Genomic DNA, 20,744 nt, shown 5'->3' on the forward strand with positions numbered 1-20,744 from the left:
ACAAAGGGAGAAATCTTGTGCATGGAGCAGTGCCATCAGGCGGAGCCGAACCTCGGCGCCGGCTTGACGAAAAGCCGTCGTCCCGCAGACGCATCCTCGTTGGGCGCCTGTTTCATGAATCGCACAGTTTCAGCCCGCAGATCACCTCTGGCGAAGCGTTCGAAATCAAGCGGGGTGAGGAGTTGCTCGCTAACGCGCGACAGTCCGGGACGACCCTTGGTGGCATGGTCAATCGGGCGACCGCTTTTGGCTATCAGGTGGTGCCGGCCGTCTCGGCCGTTGCTCCCCCTGGCGGCCTAGTTGACCATGATTTTTATGTTCAGATGCGGGACGCGCTGATCGCCCTGGCTCGCCATGAGCGATACGACGCCATCGCGCTCGAATTGCACGGTGCCATGGCCACGACTGAGCTCCCGGATGCGGACGGCGATCTTCTTGTACGCTTGCGCGAGGCTGTTGGACCGGATGTCCCGATTGGCATCGGTCTCGACCTGCATGCCCATGTTACGCCGGCCATGCTTCGTTCGGTCGATATCTGCATCGCATGCAAGGAGAACCCGCATTCCGACGTGATTTTATGCGGCGAGCGGGTAGTTGAATGCCTGGCGGCAGTGCTGGACGGAACGCTCGACCCGGTCCTCACCATGGCCAAGGTGCCCATGATTTTGCCCGGAGCCGCCGAGACCGGTAGCGGCCCTCTTGCCGAACTTCATGCCCGTGCGCGGGTGCTCGCCGCGGCGCATCCGGAAATCTGGGACGTCTCCCTGTTCAATGTCTATCCCTACGCTGATGACCGGGGCATGGGACAGGCAGTGGTCGTGCTGTCGAATGGGCCGAGCCAGCTGACGCAAACAGCCGCAACGGAGCTTGCGCAGCTATTCTGGGCATGGCGCGAGCGCTTCCAGGATGAGCTTCTGACGATCGATCAGGCCTTCGAGCTCATTACTCGCGAGCCCAATCGGCGCCCGTACATCCTCGCCGACATGGGGGACAGGGTTCTGGCAGGAGCGCCCGGCGACAGCACCGCAATCATCGAACGCGCGCTCGCGCGCGCCGACCGTATCCGCGGTGCTATTCCAGTAACAGATCCGAAGAGCGTTGAAGCCGCCGAGAAGGCTGGCATCGGCGCCCAGGTTACGCTTGCCATTGGCGGACGCCTGACACCGGGTTTCACGCCTCTCACGGTGTCCGGCGTGGTAACGTCAATCGGTGACGGTCGTTTTGTAATCGGTGGACCGTTCGGTGCGGGCGAAAAAACGTCGCTCGGCCGCACAGCGGTGCTGGTGGTCGACAACCGGTTGAGCGTCATGCTGACGAGCAAGCCGGGCTTCACCCACGACCCTGCGGCTTTTGCGAGCCAAGGTATCGATGTCGCGAGCCAGGATTTTGTCGTCGTCAAATCCGGATATCACTACAAGCTGAATTTCGCTGGGATCGGCACGCCGCTCGGCGTTGCGACGCCGGGGATTGGCTACTACACGCCAGGTCTACTGCAGTGGAGGAGAGCGCGTTTCTGGCCTGAGCAGGCAATCCAAATGCCTGAAGTCAGGGCTGAAGTGTATGCCAAATCTGCGAAGACGCCGGCTGATTGACAATCGACCCAGGGCGTCAGCCGCGCGCGGCTTCCTTCAGCCGCGCCAGGTGGGCACTGCAGATTTCTTCGACCACCCTCTGCAATTCTGCGGTGCGCTCACCGAGCCAAGCAAGCGCCTCTTCGCTGATGTCGTAATGCTTCGAGTACCGTGCTTTGACATAGGCCTCGTTCAACGTATTGAACCATGCGCGGTAACGCTGCTGGTCGCGCGGCCAGACTTCGGCCAGCCTGCGGTCTTGCTCCTCTGCAAGCGCCCTGAGAAAGGCCAGCTTGTGCGAGGGCGGACTATAGTTGGTCAGAACGAGCAGCAAGGTTGCGTAACTGTGTTCAATGGCTTGGTGTAGATGAAAGGCGGCTTCTTTCAGCCGTCCTTGACTCAGCACATAGCGGAAGGTGTCGAGAAATCCGTTTGCTCCCGGATGGCGCTGATTCAAGTGCTCTTTCGCAGTCTGATATGCATCCCGGGGGGTGATCGCCTTGGGCTCTGCCAACGGCTCGTCATCCAGCTCGTAAAGTACGATCCCCTCGCGACGGATGTCGGTGAAGAAGTACTGCCCTTCGCGCAGCGCCGTATTCACCTCACGTCGCGAATGCACGATGAAGTTTGTCGGCGTCTCTAGACCTCGATCGCGGAGAAGGCGGTCCTTTGCTTTGTACCAATAGGCGAAATCAGCGAGCTTGCGATTGTTGACGATGATCAGCAGGTCGTAGTCCGACCGGTACCCCTTCATCGTGTGCGGCTCGTCCACCCAATCACCGCGCGCGTAGGAGCCGAACAGGACCATCTTGAGGATCCGGCCCTTCTTCTTGAATTCGGTGGTACCGTCCGCGATGGCGTCGTCGAATTCTTCATGGATGAGTTCCATGATCCGGGTAAGCTCGCGCTGCTTTTTCTCCGGCAGATGATCGATGCTGGTCTTCATCATCGGTAGGCGTTGCAATCCGGATCAAACGTCACAAGGTCGGCTGCATGGATTCTGCCATCGCTAGGCAGTCAACGGAAGGCGCCAACGGATGCGGTGCCGAGCTTCGCGTCGCGACAATGCCTGCTTGGTTTTGTCTCGCAATTTTTCCCATTGCAATAGCAAGAATTTCCCACGTTCGGACAGCAAGGCTACTCGGAAACTATGCTGCCTCGGTCGCTCGGCCGGTAAGCGAAGGAAAACTTCGGGGACCAAGAACCACAGTATAATCTAGGGGAGGCGAATGGTCTGAACCTCAAGACCCTTCTTGCCCTGCCCGCTTTCAAAGAGAACCTTTTGCCCTTCCGCAAGTCCGCCGAGCCCCGAGCGGGCCAGCGCGGTCGCATGAACAAAAATGTCCCTACCGCCATCAGAGGGCGCGATGAAGCCAAAACCCTTATCTGGATTGTACCACTTCACCATTCCCTCGCTTGTCGTCCCCGAACCGCTTCCGGAGGGCGCTCCGGCGCGCCCGCTATGGACAGAAGGCTTGGAGACGGCCTCGCCAACCTCCAGCACCTGCGCCACCTGCCGTCCTCTTGGAGTTTCTTCGATCATAACTTTCAGGCGAGTCCCATCGGAGACGCCTCCGCTCCCCGCGGCCTCCAGAACTCGTATGTGCAGGTAGGCCTCAGCACCGTCAGCGAGCTTCACGAAGCCGAAGCCCTTGTTGGCGTTGAACCAGACTACCTCAGCGGTCGTAGGATCAGCAGCTACCACGGGCCGACGCTGAAAATAGCTGGGTTCCGACGTTCGATCGGAAGATCGACTGTCTTCGCCATAATCTCGACGCCGCCCTTGATCGCGATGGTCTCTATATTTGCTCATGGTCTTTCGATTGATCCGCTGCGTACGCCGAGCCGGCCGTCAGTATCACTGTCTAGGACATAGCGCTTGAGTCAAACTGCAATTCCCGCATTTCTACAAAATCGGCAATCATGCGTAACCGTCCCAATTCGAAACTATCTGGAGTGCAACCGCGGAAATACGATGTCCTGGTCGACGAGAACGTTGAACTTGTAGCCCGGTCTGATTTCCAGTGTCGGCGGCACGTCCATGTTCCGCTGGATCGTCCGGTCGGCGACACGGCCGAACGTTTCCGCAAAATTCCGCCGCGCCGCGTCGGATGCCGTGTCCTGCGCCGCGAGCGTCGAACTCTCCGGAACGGCCATGTCGATGCCGGTCCCGATCACCGCGATCAGGATTGCCGATCCGAAGGTCTGGAGCCACTTGCGATCGACCTTGTCACGAAACCCGCCATAGCCTTGGGCGTCGGTTCCCGCCATTCCGCCGATCTGGAGCGTCGCTCCATTCGGGAAGATGATGTCGGTCCAGACCACGAGAACGCGGCTCTGCCCGAATGATACCTTGCTGTCATAGCGGCCGAGGAGCTTTGTCCCCTGCGGTATAAGGAGATGGTGACCCGTGGCACTATCGTAGACGTTCTGGGAGACCTGTGCGGTGATGCGGCCAGGCAGATCCGAGTTGATGCCGGTAATGAGCGTCGCTGGGATAACAGACCCCCGCTTCAGCTCATAGGGAGATTGCTGCGGAACCACACGGCTTGGAAGGTACCCGAGCTCCTTCAGATCCGTGTTGAAAAAATCCTCCTTGCTACGCTGGCCATTGGGATCGACGTTGGCGTCGCCAAGCCCGGCGCGCAAGGCCGCCGCATAGAGATCAGACGTCAACCCGATCGCTGATGCATTGGAAGAGCCCGGACCGGCGCCTTGAGTGACCCGCGAGCCGGGCTCGCTTTCCCGTCCCAGCTTGCCCTGATCGATGGCGATCGGCGCGTCATAGGCTGCGTCATTGGCCTGCAATCGGCCCATCCGCTGGCGGTGACGTTCGCGTAGATACTGCTCTTTCTGCTCTCGATCCAGGCGGGCTCGCCAGATTTCTTCGGGTTCCAGTTCTTGCGCCCTGCCAGGCTCCTCCTGATGCGACGGCTGCGGCGGCATGATGTCGGGTTCCGTCCGGGTCGGCTTGTTCTCGACAGGCGTGGGTTGGTAAGTGATTTGCTGCGGCTCCCCGATGATCCCGTCCGAGACTCCGCGCTTGATCTGGTCGGCGAAGGTGGATGCCGGATTGCCGGATGTTTCGCCGATGCCGGGATCCTTCCGAAAGTACAGCCCGCGCGAGGTCAGCCCGTAGAGAATGACGGCGAGGAAGGCGACTACGAGCAGGATGACGACGATGACCGGCAGCCGGTTGAGTCGCCTCAAACCGGAGCCCTGCTCCGCCTCCGGGGTGCCGCCCAGCTTGAGGGATTGGACCATACTGTACCTCCTAGCTTCGCTTCATGACCGAGAGCGCGCTGGAGGGCTGCGCGCTGCCAGGAGACGTGACGTACGCACGACCGAGTTCAACTTGATCCGTCGACAGGCGCGCGAGAACCTGGCCGTCATAGGGCACGATCTGATAGGTGAGCGGGACAGTCCTTGTTTCCTTTTCGGTCTTCTGATCCGTGACGACAGCGTAGCCCCAGCCGCGCAGGGCAGATTGAAGCGCCTCTCCGAAGGGCGAATTGTCCTGTTTGAGCACGACCGTCGCCTTCCCCGGCCCCACGTGTTCGGCCAGCCGACTCACCATGTCGCCGGCGATCGCGCTTGCAGCCGGTCCAGAAATCTCGGCCGGAGCATCGCTTGCGCCAAGACCGTCGGTTCCGACTGATTGACATCCGGAAAGTAAGGAGGCGAGGACTGCGGCAGCGACGAGGGCGCGGAAGGGGGAAGCTGCCATCACCGCCCTCCCCGCCGGATCGTCACCTTTTCCTGACGCCAGCCGACGCCGGAGACGAGAACCGCGCGGTCGACATGATAGTCGACCACCATCAAGTCGCCCTTCATTCTGTAGTTGACGATCCTGTTCTGCCCGCCCGAGATCACGAAGAGAACTGGCGCGTCCTGTCCGGAGAGTGAGCGCGGGAACTGGATGTAGGTCTTTTGCCCGTCCGAATAGACGCGGGTCGGCCGCCAGCCGGCGTTGCCCGAGATAGAATAAGAGAAATTGAGCTGTTCGGCCGGCACACCGGCACCGGGCATCGTGCTTGCCTCGATGCGCGCATTGATGTCGGCGAGTTTTTCCGTAACATCCTCCGGATATTCGAAGCCGACGCGCGCCATGTACTGGGTCTGGTGCGATTTGAGCTGGAAGTGATAGGTCCGCCTCGAGGTCGTGACGATCATCGACGTCACCAGGTCCGGCTCTGAAGGCTTGACGACCAGATGGATGGACTGGCCGCCGGCAGCGCCCGACGTCGCCGGCTCAACCTTCCAGCGAACGGTGTCGCCGACGAGGACGTCACGCACGACCTCGCCCTGCTGAAGCTCGATGTCGCAAACCTGGAGCGGCGAGCAGACCACGGATGGCTGGACCTCGCCGTAGAGGAAGATGACCTTTCCGTCGGCGCCCTTGGTCACGAGCCCGCGGCTGCCACGCCACTGGCTCGAGATCCCGATGCCCTTCGCCTCATTGGCCGAGACGCCATCGGCAAAAGAAGCGGTCGGGATGGAGGATGCGGCGGTGAACACGGACACGAACACCGAGATGGGCACGGCTCTGTATTTGACGGTCGGGGAGATCATAGCCAGGAGGGGCCTTTCAAAGCTGCGCGGTCCAGTCGAAATCGCTGAGATAAAGTCCGATCGGATTGAGGCGGATCACGCCTTCGTCCTGAGGTGGCGTCAGCGTGACGGTGGCGATGGCGCGAAACCGACGCACGGCCGTCTCTCGGCCGCGGCGGTCGCGCTCGAACTCGGTCCAATCGATCTGATAGCTCTGGTTCGAGAGCGCGACGACGTTGTTTACCTCAACCGCGATCGTGGCGTTCTTGGCCTTTTCGAACGGGGAGTTCGAGCGGAACCAGGCGTTGACTTTCTCCGTAGCCGGGTCGGAGGTGCGCAGCAGCGCATAGGTGCGGTCGATGTACTGCTTTTGCACGACCGCATCCGGCGTCACCGACCGGAAGTTTGAGACGAAGCCGCCGAGCGTGGCCCGCACAACCCGCGGGTCCGCATATTCGATCTGTTGCGGAAAGCCCGCGTTGACGGCGGTGCCGAGCTTGTCGACCTCGACAATATAAGGGACCAGCTTGACCTGCGTGCTTTGGTAGATCGAGTAGGTGAAACCGACGACGGCCATTGCCATGCCTGTGATGCCGACGATGCGCCAGGCCGAGGCGGCCTTCACGTAGGAGCCGTAACGCTCGTTCCACTCGTTGCGCGCAGCAAGATAGGGATTCTCGGGCGGGGTGCGTCCGGCCATGCTTCACCAGTTCTCGATTACTTGTTCTCGTTGAGGGGCGGAGGCGTCGGAAGCTTCGCCGATATGGCGGGGCTGCGCGAGTGGTCGAGCTTGGCGTTGGCGAGGCCGAGCAGCGAGCCGGCATAGGCGCCGGGGGAAGCGATTGCCTTTTCCTTGGCTGCGGATCCTGCCGCCCATCCGGCATTTCCGATACCTGACGCCATGCCACGGAGCGCGGCACCCGCCATAGACGAGCCCCCTGCCCTCGCCGCACTTGCCGCCTGCGCGCCGGTCCTCGCAGCGCTTGCGCCAAGAAAGGCACCGCCGGCGGCGAAGGTCGCTGTCTGCCCGCCGTGGCGGATCGCTTCCATGCCACCCGAGACCGATGCGCCCTGGACAACGCCCTGAATGATCGGCGGCACATACATAGCGATGACGAACACCACCACGGAGGTGCCGGCGATGGCGAGCGTGGTGATGAACTGGTCGGATTCGGCCGTCGGCGCTTCGGCCAGTCCGAGAAGAATATCGGAGCCGATCTTGGCGATCATGACAAGCGCCATCAGCTTCATGCCGACCGAGAACGCATAGACGAGGTACCGAACGGCGAAATCCTTGGTGTAGAAGGATCCTCCGAGGCCGAGCATGATCATGCCGGCGAGTAGTCCGATATACATCTCCACCATGACCGCAACGAAGATCGCGGCAACGAGGCTGAAAGCGACGACGATCACCACCATGGCGAAGACCGCGGCGATTGCCAGCGCGTTGTCCTCCCAGAGCCCGAATTTCGCCTGTTCGGACATTTTCGAGGCGACATGGATGCCGGCGTCGAAGATATTGGCGGGCGACGCCGAACCGCCGTCGGCGCCGATCTGAAAGAGGCTGTCCACGATCGCTTTGGCCAATGACGGACCTCGATCGAGGATGAAGGCGAACAAGCCGATGAACATGATACGGCGCACCAGTTCAGCGAACCAAGCGTCGAGCGAGGCGGCATTGATCGCTAGCCACACCGCCGCTATCCCGATCTCGATGCCGGCGAGGATCCAGAACAGGGAGCGCGCGGCATCCATGATCGTCGATTCCCAGCCCTTAGTGGCCGTGACGACCTGGTTCTCCAGCGTGGTCAGGACCTGGCCCTGCTGGGCGAACGCCGGCGAGCTCGCGATCAGCAGGATCGCAACGACAACGAAGGTCGTTTCGAGCGCACAAGCGCGTTTGAGACTCACCATCTCGGCTTCATCTCCTGTCCGCTGCGGATGTCGCGATCCCTATCGCCGCCAAAGAACTTCTCGCGGCGCTTGGCGCGCTCTGCGTCGGAAGCGGGAGCGGCAAGAGGGCCGGCGGGTGAGGTGCCCGGCTGGACAATGACCCAGACGGTAATCCCTCCTCCGACGAGAGCGATAAGTGTCGCAATCAAGACGGCGACTTTGAGGCTCACCAGCGGGGCTCCATCGTCTGGCCGCCGCGAATGTCGTTCGCCGGTGCGTTGAAGAACTTTTCGCGGCGGGCCTGGGCGAGGTCCTTTTGCGCCTGCTCGGACTGGTACCAGGTGCCCATCATGGTCATCTGTTGCGAGACGAGACCGCGCAGTTTCTGGAGCTGCGCGACTTCCTGCGCCGCGATCTGATGCCCGACCTGCAACGCCTTCATCTGGCCGTCGGCGCTCTCGGACATTGAGCGAAGGGAAGCCATGGTCGATTCCTCGCTCGAAAACTGCTCGGCCGTCAGGTTCGCTGCCTTCAGCGTGCCGCCGATCGTGTCGCGATTGGTGTCGGACCAGCTTTGATAGGTGGATGAGAAGGCCTCTCCGTTTGGCAGGTTGGTTTTCATGTCGGCGAAGCTCTGGAAGCGCTGCTTCAGCACGTCGTCGATATTGCCCATTGAGAAGGCGACGCCGTTCCCCTGCGCAACGATGCCCTGCAGGCGGTTGAGGTCGTTTTCGACCTGACCCCAAATGTGACTGGGCAACTGCGCCGTGTTCTGGAGCATGTTTTGATAGATGTTCAGCTGGTTTTGGATCTGCTCGGCGAGTTGAGCGATCTGCTTGACCTGGTTTTCGACCTGGACGCCTGAGCTCTCGAGGAGCTTGACCAGTTCGGCGTTGTTGGCGAGCTGCGTCCATTCGGTTGCCTGTCCGGTTACGCCGCCGGCGAGAGCCAAATGAGGAGCGGCGAAGGACAGCACTGACACGGCGATGACGGCGACACGCGCCGCCTCAAGCCGCCGGGAAAAGCGAGTCGGCATGGGTTATCCCCCTCTGCTGGAGCCAGTGACGGGGCCAGTCGGCCCCATGTTCGAGATGCAGGGCGCGAATGCGCTTGAGGTCTTCCTTGCCCGATGCCCCGACGAAGGAGAGTGTGACCGGACCGAGGGCCATGTCGAACAGCCGACGGCCGTCCGGCGACGCGACGTAGTATTCGCGCTTGGGCAGCGCAGTCGCGACGATCTCGATCTGGCGCTCATTGAAGCCAATACGCTCGTAGAACTCCCGCGTGCCGGGCTCGCGCGCTGCGCCATTCGGCAGGCAGATTTTCGTGGGGCAGCTCTCCTTCAGGACATCGATGATGCCAGAGCGTTCGGCGTCGGATATCGATTGCGTGGCGAGCACGACGGCGCAGTTTGCCTTGCGTAGAACCTTCAGCCATTCGCGGATCTTGTCGCGGAAGGTCGGATGGCCCAGCATAAGCCAGGCTTCGTCGAGGATGATGAGGCTTGGATTGCCGGTCAGGCGCTTCTCGACCCTGCGGAAAAGATATGTCAGTACGGGGACGAGATTGCGCTCGCCCATGTTCATCAGCTCCTCGATCTCGAAGCACTGGAACGCGCCAAGTACGAGACCGTCCTTCTCCGCGTCGAGAAGCTGCCCCATCGGCCCGTCGACGGTGTAGTGATGCAACGCGTCCTTGATCCCGCGCATCTGCACGCCGCTCACGAAATCCGACAGCGAGCGGCCGCGCGATTCCGCCATGAGGTTGATCTGCCGTGAGATCGCGTTGCGATGATCCGGGGTCACGGTCACGCCTTGCAGCGCCACCAGCGTCTCGATCCACTCCGACGTCCAAGCGCGATCGCCATCCGTCGACAGCTCCGCGAGCGGACAGAAGGCGAGACCGGGCGATCTCCCCTCCCCCTCTCCGGACGCGTCGCCACCGATCTCGTAGTGATCCCCACCGATGGCCAAGGTCAGCGGCAGCATCGAGCGGCCTTTGTCGAAGGCGAAGACCTGCGCGTCTGGGTAGCGCCGGAATTGGGCCGCGATCAGTGAAAGCAGCGTCGACTTGCCCGAGCCGGTCGGACCGAAGACAAGTGTGTGGCCGACGTCGTCGACATGCAGGTTCAACCGGAATGGCGTCGAGCCGGTGGCGACTTGGCAGAGCGGCGGCGAACCCGGCGGATAGAACGGGCATGGCGCCACCGGGCTTCCCGACCAAACAGAGTTCAGCGGCACCAGGTCGGCAAGGTTGCGGGTGTTGATCAGGGGCTCGCGTATGTTGGCGTAGGAGACCCCCGGCAGGCTGCCTAGGAAGGCATCGGTCGCATTCAGGGTCTCGATCCGCGCCCCAAAACCTTCGGCCTGGATGAGGCGCCGGATCGCCTCGCATTTCTCCTGAAGCCGCTCATTTCCGTCGTCGAAGAGCACGATGACCGGAGTGTAGTATCCATAGGCGACGAGCTGCGAAGCGGCCTCGGCAATAGCGTCCTCGGTCTCGGCCACCATCGACATTGCGTCCTGGTCGAGCGATCGGCTCTGCGTCTGGAAAAGCTGGTCAAAGAATGGGCGAACCTTCTGTTGCCACTTCTTTCGTGTGCGCTCCAGCTTGGCACGCGCTTCCTGCTCGTCGAGAAAGACGAAACGGCTCGACCAGCGATAGGTGATCGGCATCAGATCCAGCGCATTCAGGATACCGGGCCAGCTTTCGGCTGGCAGGCCGTCGATCGCGACGACACCGAGAAAGCGGTTCTCCACCTTTGGCGTCAGGCCGTGCTGGAGCTCGGCCGTTACCAGCCAGTCGAGATACATCGGAATATCCGGCAATCGGACCGGATGGTTCTCCCCGGTGATGCAGAAGCGGATGAACTGGAACAGCTCGTCGTAGCGCGCCATGCGATGGCCGCCGCGCTCCTCGGTCTCCCGGGTCACCATCCGACGTATCGAGACGACATTCGCAAGATACTGTTCGACCTCGCGGGTGGAGGTGCGGAACTTGTCGAGAATGGTGTCGGCGTAGGTCGCGGAGCGGCTCGCGCTGTCGGAGTAGACATAGCGCGTCAGGCCGGAGCGGCGCGGTTCAGGCGGCCGCCAGGTCAGGATCAAGGCATGCCGGCTCTCGAAATGCCCCCTCTCCCGCTCGAAATGAGCTCGTCGCTCAGCATCGATGGCGCGCGTCACCGGATCAGGGAAGTGGCAGGCTTCTTCAGAAGGATAGTCGGTCGTCGGCACGCGGACGGCCTCGACCTGGATCATCCACCCCGAGCCCAGCTTCGAGAGGATCGCATTTATCTGCCGGCTGACTTCGTTGCGCTCGGCATCCGTCGAGCTCTCGCTGTCCGGCCCAGCGAAATACCAGCCGGCCATGAGCGAGCCGTCCTTGAGCAGCATCACTCCATTGTCGACCAAGCCCGCATAGGGAACGAGATCGGCAAAGGCGGGGCCCGAGACCCTGAATTGCTTCAATGCGACCATGAGCGGACCTCAGTACCGCCGCCATGGCGTCGAGGTCGCGCGGTAGTAAGGTCTGAAGGAGATGTGGCGAAGATAGACCCGGCGCATCAGTGGATCGGACTGTGCCATCATGCGAAGTGCTGCCACCGCCACGAGCCAGATGGCGACGCCGAAGAGCGCTGCATACCAGGTGAGCACCACAAAGATCAGGATCACGGCCGCGAGGCCTGTAAGCAACACCAGCTCGCGATCGGCGCCCATCAGCAGGTTCGGGCGAGAGAGCGCGCGATGAATACGGGAGCGCACCAGGCTGGAGTCGGAATCACTCACGAGTCCCCTCCCCGATCGCTTGAAGGCTCGACGATTGTGCCGCGGTCGACGGTTTCAGCTCCTGGCCGTTCCTCGCCGATCGTCGCGCCAGTCGCGCCGAAGAGGCCCACGATCTGGGTGGCGCCAAGTAGGACACCGCCGACAAGGGCAATGTAGCAAAGCCGTCTCGCGAAATCGTTGAGTTCGCCGCCGAAGATGAGCATGCCGCCGGCGATTGCGACGGCGGCGAGCGCGATGAAGCCGGCCACCGGCCCGGTGATCGATTGCTGGATCTGCTGAAGCGGCGCTTCCCACGGCAACCCGCCGCCACCCGATGAGGCCAGCGCCGGACTCGCGAGCGCAAGCGAGGTCAGGACCAGCAGTCCGCAGGCCACAAGAGTCCGGCGGTCACGCTGCATGGCTGTCCTCGTCAGGCTGGGCGTAATGTTCGGTCTGATAATGCGAGCCGTCGAATCCCTCGACGTGGATGATATCAAGGACGCGCCGCCCTCTTCCGGTCCTTTCGATCGAGACGATGAGATCGACTGCTTCACCGATGACCTCTCGCATCGACTGCTGGCTCGCCTCCGAGGTCAGTTGCTCAAGGCGCCTGAGCGCTGACATTGCCGTATTGGAATGAACGGTCGTGACTCCGCCGGGATGGCCGGTGTTCCAGGCTTTCAGGAGTGTGAGTGCTGCGCCATCGCGGACCTCGCCTACGATGATCCGGTCAGGGCGAAGCCGCATCGTGCTCTTCAGGAGGCGCGCCATATCGACGGTGTCGCTTGTATGCAGGCAGACGGCGTTCTCGGCCGCGCACCGGATCTCCGTTGTATCCTCGAGGATGACGACCCGGTCGTCGGGCGAATGCTGGACAATCTCGGCGATGACCGCATTGGCGAGCGTCGTCTTTCCGGAGCCCGTGCCGCCGGAGATGACGATGTTCAAGCGAGACGCGATTGCGTTGCGAAGCACAGACGCCTGCTTTTCGGTCATGACCCGCTTCGTGACATAGTCGTCGAGCGGGATGAGCCGAGAGGCACGCCGGCGAATTGTGAAGGCCGGCGCCGACACGACTGGCGGCAACAGCCCCTCGAAGCGATGCCCGCCGATGGGCAGCTCGCCGGAGATGATTGGTTGCTCCTCGTCGGCTTCGGACTGGAGAGCGTGTGCTACACTTCCAATAACGATCTCCGCGGCCGCCGGCGTCATCTCCCCGGCGGGGGCGACGCCGTGGCCGAGCCGCTCGATGAACAGTCTCCCGTCCGGATTCAGCATGATCTCGACAACCGTGGTGTCATCGAGCGCCAGGCATAGATGGTCGCCCAAGGCGTCCTGAAGCTTGCGGACAAGCCGCGAGTGCGATCGAAGATAGGTCACCGATGGCCTCTCAAGCTGCCTGCCGTCGCGCAGCCGGAAACGCCGACCTGTAGCCTGTCGGACAAACCCGCACGAAACTGGCCCTGTCAGCCGGAAGTATCCCGGCGATGGCGGCCGTGTTGCCGATACGGCAGGGCTTTCCGAGCCGCTTCATCGGCCAACCGGCCCGATTGAGGATCCGTTCGAACCTGAGATCTGTTGCGGTGGCGATCTCCGTATATCCGTTCAGCATCGACCATTCGATGATGGCCGCGAACATGGTGAGCGTTGCCTGATGCAGCGGCCCTCCCCTGCCCTCGCTGAATGTAGTGTCGACACAGAAACGCGAGCTCTCGATCATGCTGGCATGGGCATTGATGCGGCCGAGCGCGAGCAATTGCGGAAACGTCCCCTCCAGCATTGTGGCCCCAAGGGCAGGCAGCAGGCGCGCACCCCCTATGATGGCGCCGTCGTCCGACGTCACCACGATGTAAGTCGGATTAAGCAGGTCGAAGTCGTCTGTTTCCCGGCCGCTGCGGACATGCACGTTCCACCCCAGGCGGTCCGCAAATATAGCCGCTCGCAGTCGACAATAGGCATCGATGAGTTCCCGGTCTCTCTTCCCCGAGCCATTGCGTATTGCGCGTGCCAGCATTCGCCGAAGTCCCTCACTGATTGCCATGGGGGCTCATCAATCACAGATGGCCACTCTGCTGGAGCTGTAGAATTCTACGGGCCCTGAGTCGGGTCTGCAGAGGGGTTGGCGCGTCTCGAATTGGCGGAGGCCTCCAACTTCCAGGTGGTCTACCCCCGAGAATTAACGGGGGTGCTTGCGAAGGCTTTGAGAATGCCACGGCTTGGCTAAATACCGGAAACAAAAGGAGAAATCGGAATCCTGAGTCTGCCGGATCGGGAGTTCTTGGGAGTGGCGTTAACTACTTGTTAACTCTATTCTCCTTGCCAGGAGGGGGGAATCGGACATACTGGCGCCAAATTGGCCGGATCACCGCATTCTGGCGCTATTTTCTTCCCGGAGCCGGTCCGAATGAGTGCGCTTCCACCTTTCGAATTTGACGAAAAGATCCTGGCGCAAGGCGCCGAGATTTCCCGTAAACTCGACCAGCTGCGACTGGAGAAGTTTCCGCCAAACGCGAAGAAGACGCTGCGCCGCTTCCCCATGTCGGAGGTCGCACATTACCTCGGAATCAGCCCGAACAATCTCAAGCGTCTCCACCTCGAAGGGAAAGGCCCTGAGCCACTTATAGCGGCTGGCGGACGGCGCTTCTATACCGCCGAGCAGATGATCGAGCTGCGGCACTATCTCGACAAGAACGGTCGCTCTGACGCCAAGAAGTATGTCCCTTCCCGGAAGCCTGGCGAGAAGCTTCAAGTCATCGCAGTTGTGAACTTCAAAGGCGGCTCTGGAAAGACCACGACAGCTGCGCATCTCGCGCAGCATCTCGCACTTACCGGGCACCGGGTTTTGGCGATCGACCTCGATCCGCAAGCGTCCCTGTCGGCATTGCACGGGTTCCAACCAGAACTCGACGGCAATCCGTCGCTCTACGATGCAATCCGATATGATGAGAAGCGCCGATCCATAGCGGACGTGATTCTGCCCACAAACTTTCCCCTGCTCGACATCATTCCAGCCAATCTTGAATTGCAGGAGTACGAGTTCGACACGCCCCTCTCCATGCAGAGTTCGAACGAAGGCAAGAGGTTCTACAGCCGGCTTGGGCGGTCACTAGAAGAAGTGGATGACCGGTTCGATGTCGTTGTCATCGACTGCCCGCCGCAGCTCGGCTTCCTGACTTTGACGGCGCTCACCGCGTCCACATCGGTCCTCGTTACGGTGCATCCGCAGATGCTGGACCTGATGTCGATGAGCCAATTCCTGCTCATGCTGGGCAATTTCGTCGCCTCCATCCGTGAGAAAGGTGCGCCAGTAAAGATCGACTGGCTCCGCTACTTGATCACTCGCTTTGAGCCGACTGATGTCCCCCAGACGCAGATGCTGGGGTTCATGCAATCCATCCTGGCCGAGGAGATCCTGAAGAGTCCCATGGTCAAGTCGACAGCAATTTCCGACGCCGGCTTGACCAAGCAAACGCTGTACGAAGTCGAGCGTGCGAACTTCAATCGCGACACCTACGACCGTGCGATTGAAGCGCTGGATGCAGTAAATTTCGAAATCCAAGGTCTGGTTCATAAGGCTTGGGGCCGGCTGTGATGTTGACTGCCGTCAAAACGGTCAAAAATTACGGTGTTTTCAACAGCATAAGAGATCTTTGAGACCGCGCGATGGCTCGTAAAAACCCCTTCGCTAACATTCTGGAAGGCGACGAGAGACCCGTCGAGCGTTCGGTCGTCGAATATGCGGCGAGGGGCGCGTCTCGATCGATTCTAAGCACGCTGGACGAAATGGCGTCGCGCGCGGACAAGCTCGCCTCGGGAGAGACCATTGTCGAGCTCGAGCCTGACGTGGTCGATGTCTCCTTCGTCCGCGACAGGCGTGCCGACAATGAACAGGAGTTCAGCGAGCTCCTCGAGGCAATTCGAGAGAACGGCCAGAATTCCCCTATCCTGGTCAGACCGCATCCAAAGGCAACCGGGCGCTACATGGTTGTTTTTGGACACCGGCGCGTTCAGGTCGCCAAGGCGCTTGGTCGAAAGGTGCGAGCCGTCATCAAGCAGATGGAGGATCGTGAACACGTCCTCACGCTCGGGCAAGAGAACTCGGCTCGCGCTAACGTGCCTTTCGTCGAACGCGCGCTCTTTGCCGCGGATCTGGCTCGGCTCCGCTACGACGAGGACAATGCAACCATCCTCAAGGCGCTTTCGATCGACCGCACGACCCTGTCGAAGATGCTGTCGGTGGCAGCCCTCCCCGCAGACATTCTCGCGGCGATTGGCGAGGCCAAGGGTATTGGTCGCGATCGCTGGTATGAGCTCAAGCTGCTCATGGACAAGCCATCGAACCACGATATTGCTTCAGAGGTGGTCAATGAGGATGGCTTTTCGGCCCTTCCGAGCGATGCTCGCTTCGATCTTCTCGTGCGGCGGCTGAAAACAGCCTCTTCTCGAAAGCGCACCCAGTCCGGCCCGCAAAAGCGAAGCTGGGCGCCGAAGGGGGGATCCCTTTCGGCTGACATAACCACAGACGCGAAACGCTTCACTTTGGCGATCAAGGCCAAGAGCTCCGAAGCGCGTGCGTTTGGCGACTATTTGTCGGAGAACCTTGATCGTCTCTACGAGGCGTTTCGGCGGGATTCGACGCAACCGAGAGAGGAACCGTAACCGCAAAGGAAAAAGGCCCCCGAAACGAGTTCCGGAAGCCCTTCTCAAGATTGAACACCTAGAGAATCGCATTTCCCGGAATCACAGTCAAGAGTCCCGTGAGGGGCAAACGCCGTTTTCGGCGGGCCTAATTCTTTTGCCTAGCGATAGGTGAAGGAAGATGGGGACGCATATTGCAACGACGCCCTTTGGGCGGCGGCCGATGACGCTTGGCCTGATTTCAAGCCAGGTTTCGGCGAAGATTGTAGATCAAGACGCTAAGGTCTCGAAGTGGCAGGTTTTCCGCGACATACGCGAGGCTAAGGAAGCGCTTGGGGCAACGGATCGCGCTCTGGCCGTCCTCAACGCCTTGCTGACGTTCCATCGCGGCGAGGAACTGGCTGGAGACGAGAACCTGGTCGTCTTTCCGTCGAATGAGCAGCTCATCCGTCGCGCCAACGGCATGCCGGCAACCACGCTGCGGCGTCATATCGCCGTCCTGGTGGATTGCGGCCTGATCATCCGCCGCGACAGCCCGAACGGCAAGCGTTTCGCCAGGAAGGGGCAGAGCGGTGCAATCGAGCAGGCTTACGGCTTCGATCTGTCGCCGATCTTGACGCGCGCCGAAGAGTTTAGGGAACTCGCGGAGGCAGTTGCGATCGAGCGCAAGGCGTTCCGCCTGGTCAAGGAGAGGCTGACCATCTGTCGGCGCGACGTGGTCAAGCTGATTGACGTTGGCATCAACGAGAGCGTTCCCGGCAACTGGAGCAGCTTTCAGCGTCGCTACGAAGCGATCATAGGGGGGCTCCCGCGCACGGCGCCGCGGCAGGTTCTGGAGACCATAGCAGGGGAACTCGAAGACCTCTGGGCCGACGTGCATCAGACATTGGAATTGTTCGTAGAATCGCAGAATCTGGACGCCAATGAGTCCCGTTCTGGACGCCACATACAAACTTCAAACCCAAATCATAATCCTACCGGTGAATCTGAAAATAGCTCAGGAAATAAGATTGAAGCCGGCCGCGACGCCGAGCATAACGACAACGTGCGCAGCCTGCCACAACGGGATGTGCCCTTGGGAATGGTGCTGAGCGCCTGCCCTGACATCGCCAACTACACGAAGGGGACGCAAATCCGGACCTGGCGAGACTTTGCAGCGGCCGCCGACAGGGCGCGGCCAACGATCGGGGTCAGCCCAGGCGCCTGGCAGGAGGCGGTAGAGGTCATGGGCTCCCAAAATGCGTCGATTACCCTGGCTGCGATTCTGCAACGGGCCGAACATATTCGTAGTTGCGGCGGCTATCTGCGGGATCTCACAGAGAAGGCGCGGGCGCAGAAATTCTCGGTGTGGCCCATGATCACCGCGTTGCTCAATGCCAGGGTCGGGGCGCTTGAGAAGGCTGCTGCCGGGAAAGGGGCGGAGGAACCTCCGATAGGCCAAGGGAGCGGGGTGAATGCCGTGGGCAGCTCGCTGGATATCAGCGATGCACTGCGCGACAGCATGAAGAAAAAGGGCTGGTAGCCATGTCCCGATCATTTCGCCCTGTATCGGCCAGCGTGGCTGTGCTGGCAATGAGATCGGATCGGCGCGCGATCGATACGTTGGCTGCCCGTCTGTCATTGACTTTCGCCCTCTCCCGCTCAATTTGGTAACCCATTGGGTTATATGGACTGCATGCAGACAGTTGCCGAGACACCACTGTTCATCAAGCAGGCAGCTGAGCTGTTCAATGAGGGGATGAGTGAAATGACGAAATTAGGCGCCGATCTGGTCCAGGCGATGTCGGAAGCTTTGGCTCATGCGCAAGGCAAGGACGTTCGCGGCATCAAGGTGCACAGTGTGGAAGTTGGCGGCGTGGATGCAAAAGCGATCCGCATGAGGCTCGACCTGACCCAGGACGAGATGGCAACCGTGCTGGGGACCAGCCCGTCCGGCTACAAGAAATGGGAGCAGGGGAAAAGGCAGCCGAGCGGCGCCGCGCGCACCTTGCTTCGCATCATGGAGAAAGAGCCTGAGGCCGTGTTGCGAGCCCTGTTGTCCGAGAGGGAGACGGCCAAAGAACCTGCCGGTGCATCGCATTGAGCAGGGGAGGGGGCTTTTCTATAATCCCGACGCCTTGGTGAGATTGACCCGGAAACGATCGCGCCTCCGCTGGTATTTGCGGGTCATTTCCGCGCTCGCGTGGCCGAGCTGTTTCTGGACATAGCGTTCGTCGACCTCGGCCGAGGAGGCCAAGCCGGCCCGGAGCGAATGGCCGGCAAACATCATGCCGCGTTCGCCCTCGGGCAGGTCGCCGCGCACACCGGCCGCCAGCGCGGTCCGCTTGACGAGCCGGGCGACCTCCTGGTCGTTAAGCCGCTCGGACCCGACCGCCTTGCCTTGACCGGTCACGCGGCGGAATAGCGGTCCGTGTGCGATGCGCGCGAGCTTGAGCCAGGTCTCCAGCGCCACCACGGGGCAGGTTAGATCGGACGACCCACGGCCGATCTCGACCTCCCGCCAGCCCGTCTTGCCACGCAGGGTCATCAGCAGGCCTTCCTCCAGGATCTCGGTCCAGCCGCGGCCGTCTTCGGTTTGGTCGCGGCCGCAATCCAGGCCGACGACCTCGGAGCGGCGCAGGCCGCCGGCAAAGCCGATGAGGAGCATTGCGCGGTCGCGCAGGCCGCGTAACGTTCCGCGGTCAAGCGTTTCCAGCATCGCGATCAGGTCCTCGGGCAGTACTGCCTCCTTTTGCCGGGGTGGGGCGGCGTGCTTGTTCCGAATGCCGGCCATGACCGTGGCGATATGGCGGTCCTTCCTGTCCAGCGGCTGGCCGCGTTGTGCATAGTTCCACGTCAGCGAGGAAAGCCGACGCTCGATCGTCGACACGGAGTTCGACTTCTTGCCCGCGGTCGCCTTTCCCGAAGCTTGAGCCGTGATGTAGAGGCCGACCACCTGCGGATCTGGTGGAAACATCTCGATACCTTGGCGCCGGCACCAACTGGCAAACTGCTTCCAGTCCGAAGCGTAGGCGCGGCGGGTATTGGCCGAGCTCGCCGCCTCGACATAATCGCGGGCGCGATCGGCGAGCGCCTCGAGATGTGCCGGCAGGTGCGGGCTGGCTGCTGCCGGAAGGGGAGGGGAGGGGGCAACGAGCGGCGGTTCATCCGCAGCACGGCCCATCTCCATGACCATATCGATGATGTCGGGAAGGTCGTCCTCGTCAGGGCTCATGCTGCCTCTCTATAGCGTACGCATTCAATGCGCACATGGTTGCAATGGTGATCGGGAAATTGTATCTATGCGGTCCAAACAATCCGGGAATCGCAGCCATGGCGCGGACAGCCCTTGATGATACTGATCGGATGAACATCCGGGTGAAGCCGGAGGTGAAGGCGCGCCTGTTGCGCGCTGCAGCGCTTCGCCATACCGATCTCACCAGCTTCGTCACCCAGTCCGCGCTGCGCGAAGCCGAAACCGTGATCGCCGAGGCTGACGCCATAAAGGTGTCGGAGCGGGATTTTGGCCGCATCCTTGAGCTTCTGGACAACCCTCCGAGGCCGAACGCGAAGTTGCGTGCTGCTGCGGCAGCACTTCCAAAGAGCCTGTGAGCCTGCCACCTTGGCATGAGGAGGCGATCGCCCGGTCGCACGACCGGAAAGCCTTTGACTGCGGCGATACCGATATGAATGCCTTTCTGCAGCGGTTCGCGCGCCAAGGGCACGAACAGAACGCGGTAAAGACGTTCTGTGCGGTTCCGGATGATGCACCGGAAAAGATCCTGGGATTCTACAGCCTTGCTCCGGCTTCGGTTGAACATCATGCAGTTCCTGCCGCGATGACGAAGGGTCTGGCGCGACACGAAGTGCCGGGCTTTCTGCTGGCGCGGCTCGCTGTCGACAGATCGATGGCGGGCAGGGGGCTTGGTGGTCAACTTCTCCTCGCAGCCGCGTTGCGCTGCATCCGCGTTACTGAGGAAGTCGGGGGTCTGCTGATGATCATCGACGCCAAGAGCGAGCGCGCCGCGAATTGGTATGCGAGCTACGGCGCCGAGCCGCTGACCGACCGTCCAATGACGCTTGTCGTCCCTCTGGCGACCTTTGCCGAAACCTTGAAAACCAGCGGGCACATCTGAGGGCGCGCCGTCGGCCGACGCCCAGGCGGCAGAGACATCATCTTCCACCCCCGTGCTGTGGGACGATCCGGAGGGTCGTCCGAGGCGATTTTTGAGCTTCTGCTCGCTGAAAACGGCCATTTCTTCTATAAAGACGAAAACGAACGATAAGGCAACATTATCATTCGTCTTGTTGCTCCGACAAGCTGTGCGTTTTGACGCGAAAATCGTGG

The 20,744-nt window shown here is 61.3% G+C and carries 22 protein-coding genes; 7 read left to right on the plus strand and 15 right to left on the minus strand.

From position 1 onward, the window contains the following. The first annotated feature begins 17 nt into the window (after nt 1–17). On the plus strand, nt 18–1,592 hold the full coding sequence (locus tag EN852_RS14550) for a M81 family metallopeptidase (protein WP_189545946.1): 1,575 nt from the start codon (nt 18–20) through the stop codon (nt 1,590–1,592). A gap of 16 nt (nt 1,593–1,608) precedes the next feature. Here EN852_RS14550 and EN852_RS14555 read toward each other — a convergent pair whose 3' ends face one another. From EN852_RS14555 to traI, 14 genes are all read right to left on the minus strand, one after another. Then, nucleotides 1,609–2,517, minus strand: coding sequence for a nucleotidyltransferase and HEPN domain-containing protein (locus EN852_RS14555; protein WP_127875849.1), 909 nt, complete (start codon nt 2,515–2,517; stop codon nt 1,609–1,611). Between the two features lie 270 nt (nt 2,518–2,787). Further along, on the minus strand, nt 2,788–3,384 hold the full coding sequence (locus EN852_RS43180) for a cold-shock protein (protein ID WP_127875696.1): 597 nt from the start codon (nt 3,382–3,384) through the stop codon (nt 2,788–2,790). A 134-nt stretch (nt 3,385–3,518) separates the two neighbouring features. Beyond that, a complete protein-coding gene (gene trbI, locus EN852_RS14565; protein ID WP_127875695.1) occupies nt 3,519–4,835 on the minus strand; it encodes an IncP-type conjugal transfer protein TrbI in 1,317 nt (438 codons plus the stop codon). Nucleotides 4,836–4,845: 10 nt separating this feature from the next. After that, nucleotides 4,846–5,298, minus strand: coding sequence for a conjugal transfer protein TrbH (gene trbH, locus EN852_RS14570; protein ID WP_127875694.1), 453 nt, complete (start codon nt 5,296–5,298; stop codon nt 4,846–4,848). Next, nucleotides 5,298–6,143: a P-type conjugative transfer protein TrbG gene (gene trbG / locus EN852_RS14575; RefSeq protein WP_246694288.1), complete on the minus strand. Its 846-nt coding sequence runs from the start codon at nt 6,141–6,143 to the stop codon at nt 5,298–5,300. Before trbG ends, trbH begins: the two co-directional genes overlap by 1 nt. A 16-nt stretch (nt 6,144–6,159) precedes the next feature. Beyond that, nucleotides 6,160–6,822 carry a conjugal transfer protein TrbF gene (locus EN852_RS14580; RefSeq protein WP_127875693.1) on the minus strand — a complete coding sequence of 221 codons (663 nt, stop codon included), beginning with the start codon at nt 6,820–6,822 and terminating at the stop codon, nt 6,160–6,162. A 17-nt stretch (nt 6,823–6,839) separates the two neighbouring features. Further along, nucleotides 6,840–8,036, minus strand: a complete 1,197-nt coding sequence (trbL, locus tag EN852_RS14585) for a P-type conjugative transfer protein TrbL (protein WP_127875692.1) — start codon at nt 8,034–8,036, stop codon at nt 6,840–6,842. Then, nucleotides 8,030–8,245, minus strand: coding sequence for an entry exclusion protein TrbK (gene trbK, locus EN852_RS14590; protein WP_127875691.1), 216 nt, complete (start codon nt 8,243–8,245; stop codon nt 8,030–8,032). Before trbK ends, trbL begins: the two co-directional genes overlap by 7 nt. Continuing rightward, nucleotides 8,242–9,051: a P-type conjugative transfer protein TrbJ gene (gene trbJ / locus EN852_RS14595; protein WP_127875690.1), complete on the minus strand. Its 810-nt coding sequence runs from the start codon at nt 9,049–9,051 to the stop codon at nt 8,242–8,244. Before trbJ ends, trbK begins: the two co-directional genes overlap by 4 nt. Next, complete coding sequence (locus EN852_RS14600; protein WP_127875689.1) at nt 9,023–11,491, minus strand: conjugal transfer protein TrbE; 2,469 nt, start codon at nt 11,489–11,491, stop codon at nt 9,023–9,025. Before EN852_RS14600 ends, trbJ begins: the two co-directional genes overlap by 29 nt. A gap of 9 nt (nt 11,492–11,500) precedes the next feature. After that, entirely contained in the window at nt 11,501–11,800 is a 300-nt protein-coding gene (locus EN852_RS14605; RefSeq protein ID WP_127868236.1) for a conjugal transfer protein TrbD, read from the minus strand. Further along, on the minus strand, nt 11,797–12,198 hold the full coding sequence (locus tag EN852_RS14610) for a TrbC/VirB2 family protein (protein WP_127875688.1): 402 nt from the start codon (nt 12,196–12,198) through the stop codon (nt 11,797–11,799). The genes EN852_RS14605 and EN852_RS14610 overlap by 4 nt, the downstream gene beginning before the upstream one ends. Next, entirely contained in the window at nt 12,188–13,159 is a 972-nt protein-coding gene (gene trbB / locus EN852_RS14615) for a P-type conjugative transfer ATPase TrbB (RefSeq protein WP_127875687.1), read from the minus strand. Before trbB ends, EN852_RS14610 begins: the two co-directional genes overlap by 11 nt. Nucleotides 13,160–13,169: 10 nt before the next feature. Beyond that, a complete protein-coding gene (gene traI, locus EN852_RS14620; protein ID WP_127875686.1) occupies nt 13,170–13,793 on the minus strand; it encodes an acyl-homoserine-lactone synthase TraI in 624 nt (207 codons plus the stop codon). A gap of 390 nt (nt 13,794–14,183) precedes the next feature. On the opposite strand from traI, the gene repA reads away from it, so the two are divergent. The 4 genes from repA to EN852_RS14640 all read left to right on the plus strand — a co-directional run bounded on the left by repA (nt 14,184) and on the right by EN852_RS14640 (nt 18,500). Beyond that, a complete protein-coding gene (gene repA, locus EN852_RS14625) occupies nt 14,184–15,371 on the plus strand; it encodes a plasmid partitioning protein RepA (protein WP_127868239.1) in 1,188 nt (395 codons plus the stop codon). 71 nt (nt 15,372–15,442) lie between these two features. Next, nucleotides 15,443–16,438 carry a plasmid partitioning protein RepB gene (repB, locus tag EN852_RS14630; protein WP_127875685.1) on the plus strand — a complete coding sequence of 332 codons (996 nt, stop codon included), beginning with the start codon at nt 15,443–15,445 and terminating at the stop codon, nt 16,436–16,438. A gap of 160 nt (nt 16,439–16,598) precedes the next feature. Beyond that, nucleotides 16,599–17,939, plus strand: a complete 1,341-nt coding sequence (repC, locus tag EN852_RS14635; RefSeq protein WP_127875684.1) for a plasmid replication protein RepC — start codon at nt 16,599–16,601, stop codon at nt 17,937–17,939. Nucleotides 17,940–18,092: 153 nt separating this feature from the next. Then, nucleotides 18,093–18,500, plus strand: a complete 408-nt coding sequence (locus EN852_RS14640; RefSeq protein ID WP_246694289.1) for a helix-turn-helix domain-containing protein — start codon at nt 18,093–18,095, stop codon at nt 18,498–18,500. 18 nt (nt 18,501–18,518) lie between these two features. On the opposite strand, the gene EN852_RS14645 is transcribed toward EN852_RS14640, so the two are convergent. Further along, nucleotides 18,519–19,631, minus strand: coding sequence for a site-specific integrase (locus tag EN852_RS14645; protein WP_127875683.1), 1,113 nt, complete (start codon nt 19,629–19,631; stop codon nt 18,519–18,521). 98 nt (nt 19,632–19,729) lie between these two features. On the opposite strand from EN852_RS14645, the gene EN852_RS14650 reads away from it, so the two are divergent. After that, complete coding sequence (locus EN852_RS14650) at nt 19,730–20,008, plus strand: DUF1778 domain-containing protein (protein ID WP_127875846.1); 279 nt, start codon at nt 19,730–19,732, stop codon at nt 20,006–20,008. Then, nucleotides 20,005–20,532 (plus strand): GNAT family N-acetyltransferase, encoded by a 528-nt coding sequence (locus EN852_RS14655; RefSeq protein ID WP_127875682.1) that lies wholly within the window; start codon nt 20,005–20,007, stop codon nt 20,530–20,532. The genes EN852_RS14650 and EN852_RS14655 overlap by 4 nt, the downstream gene beginning before the upstream one ends. The last annotated feature ends 212 nt before the right edge of the window (nt 20,533–20,744 follow it).

Origin of the sequence: Mesorhizobium sp. M2E.F.Ca.ET.209.01.1.1, assembly GCF_004010375.2 — a bacterium.
GTDB lineage: Bacteria > Pseudomonadota > Alphaproteobacteria > Rhizobiales > Rhizobiaceae > Mesorhizobium.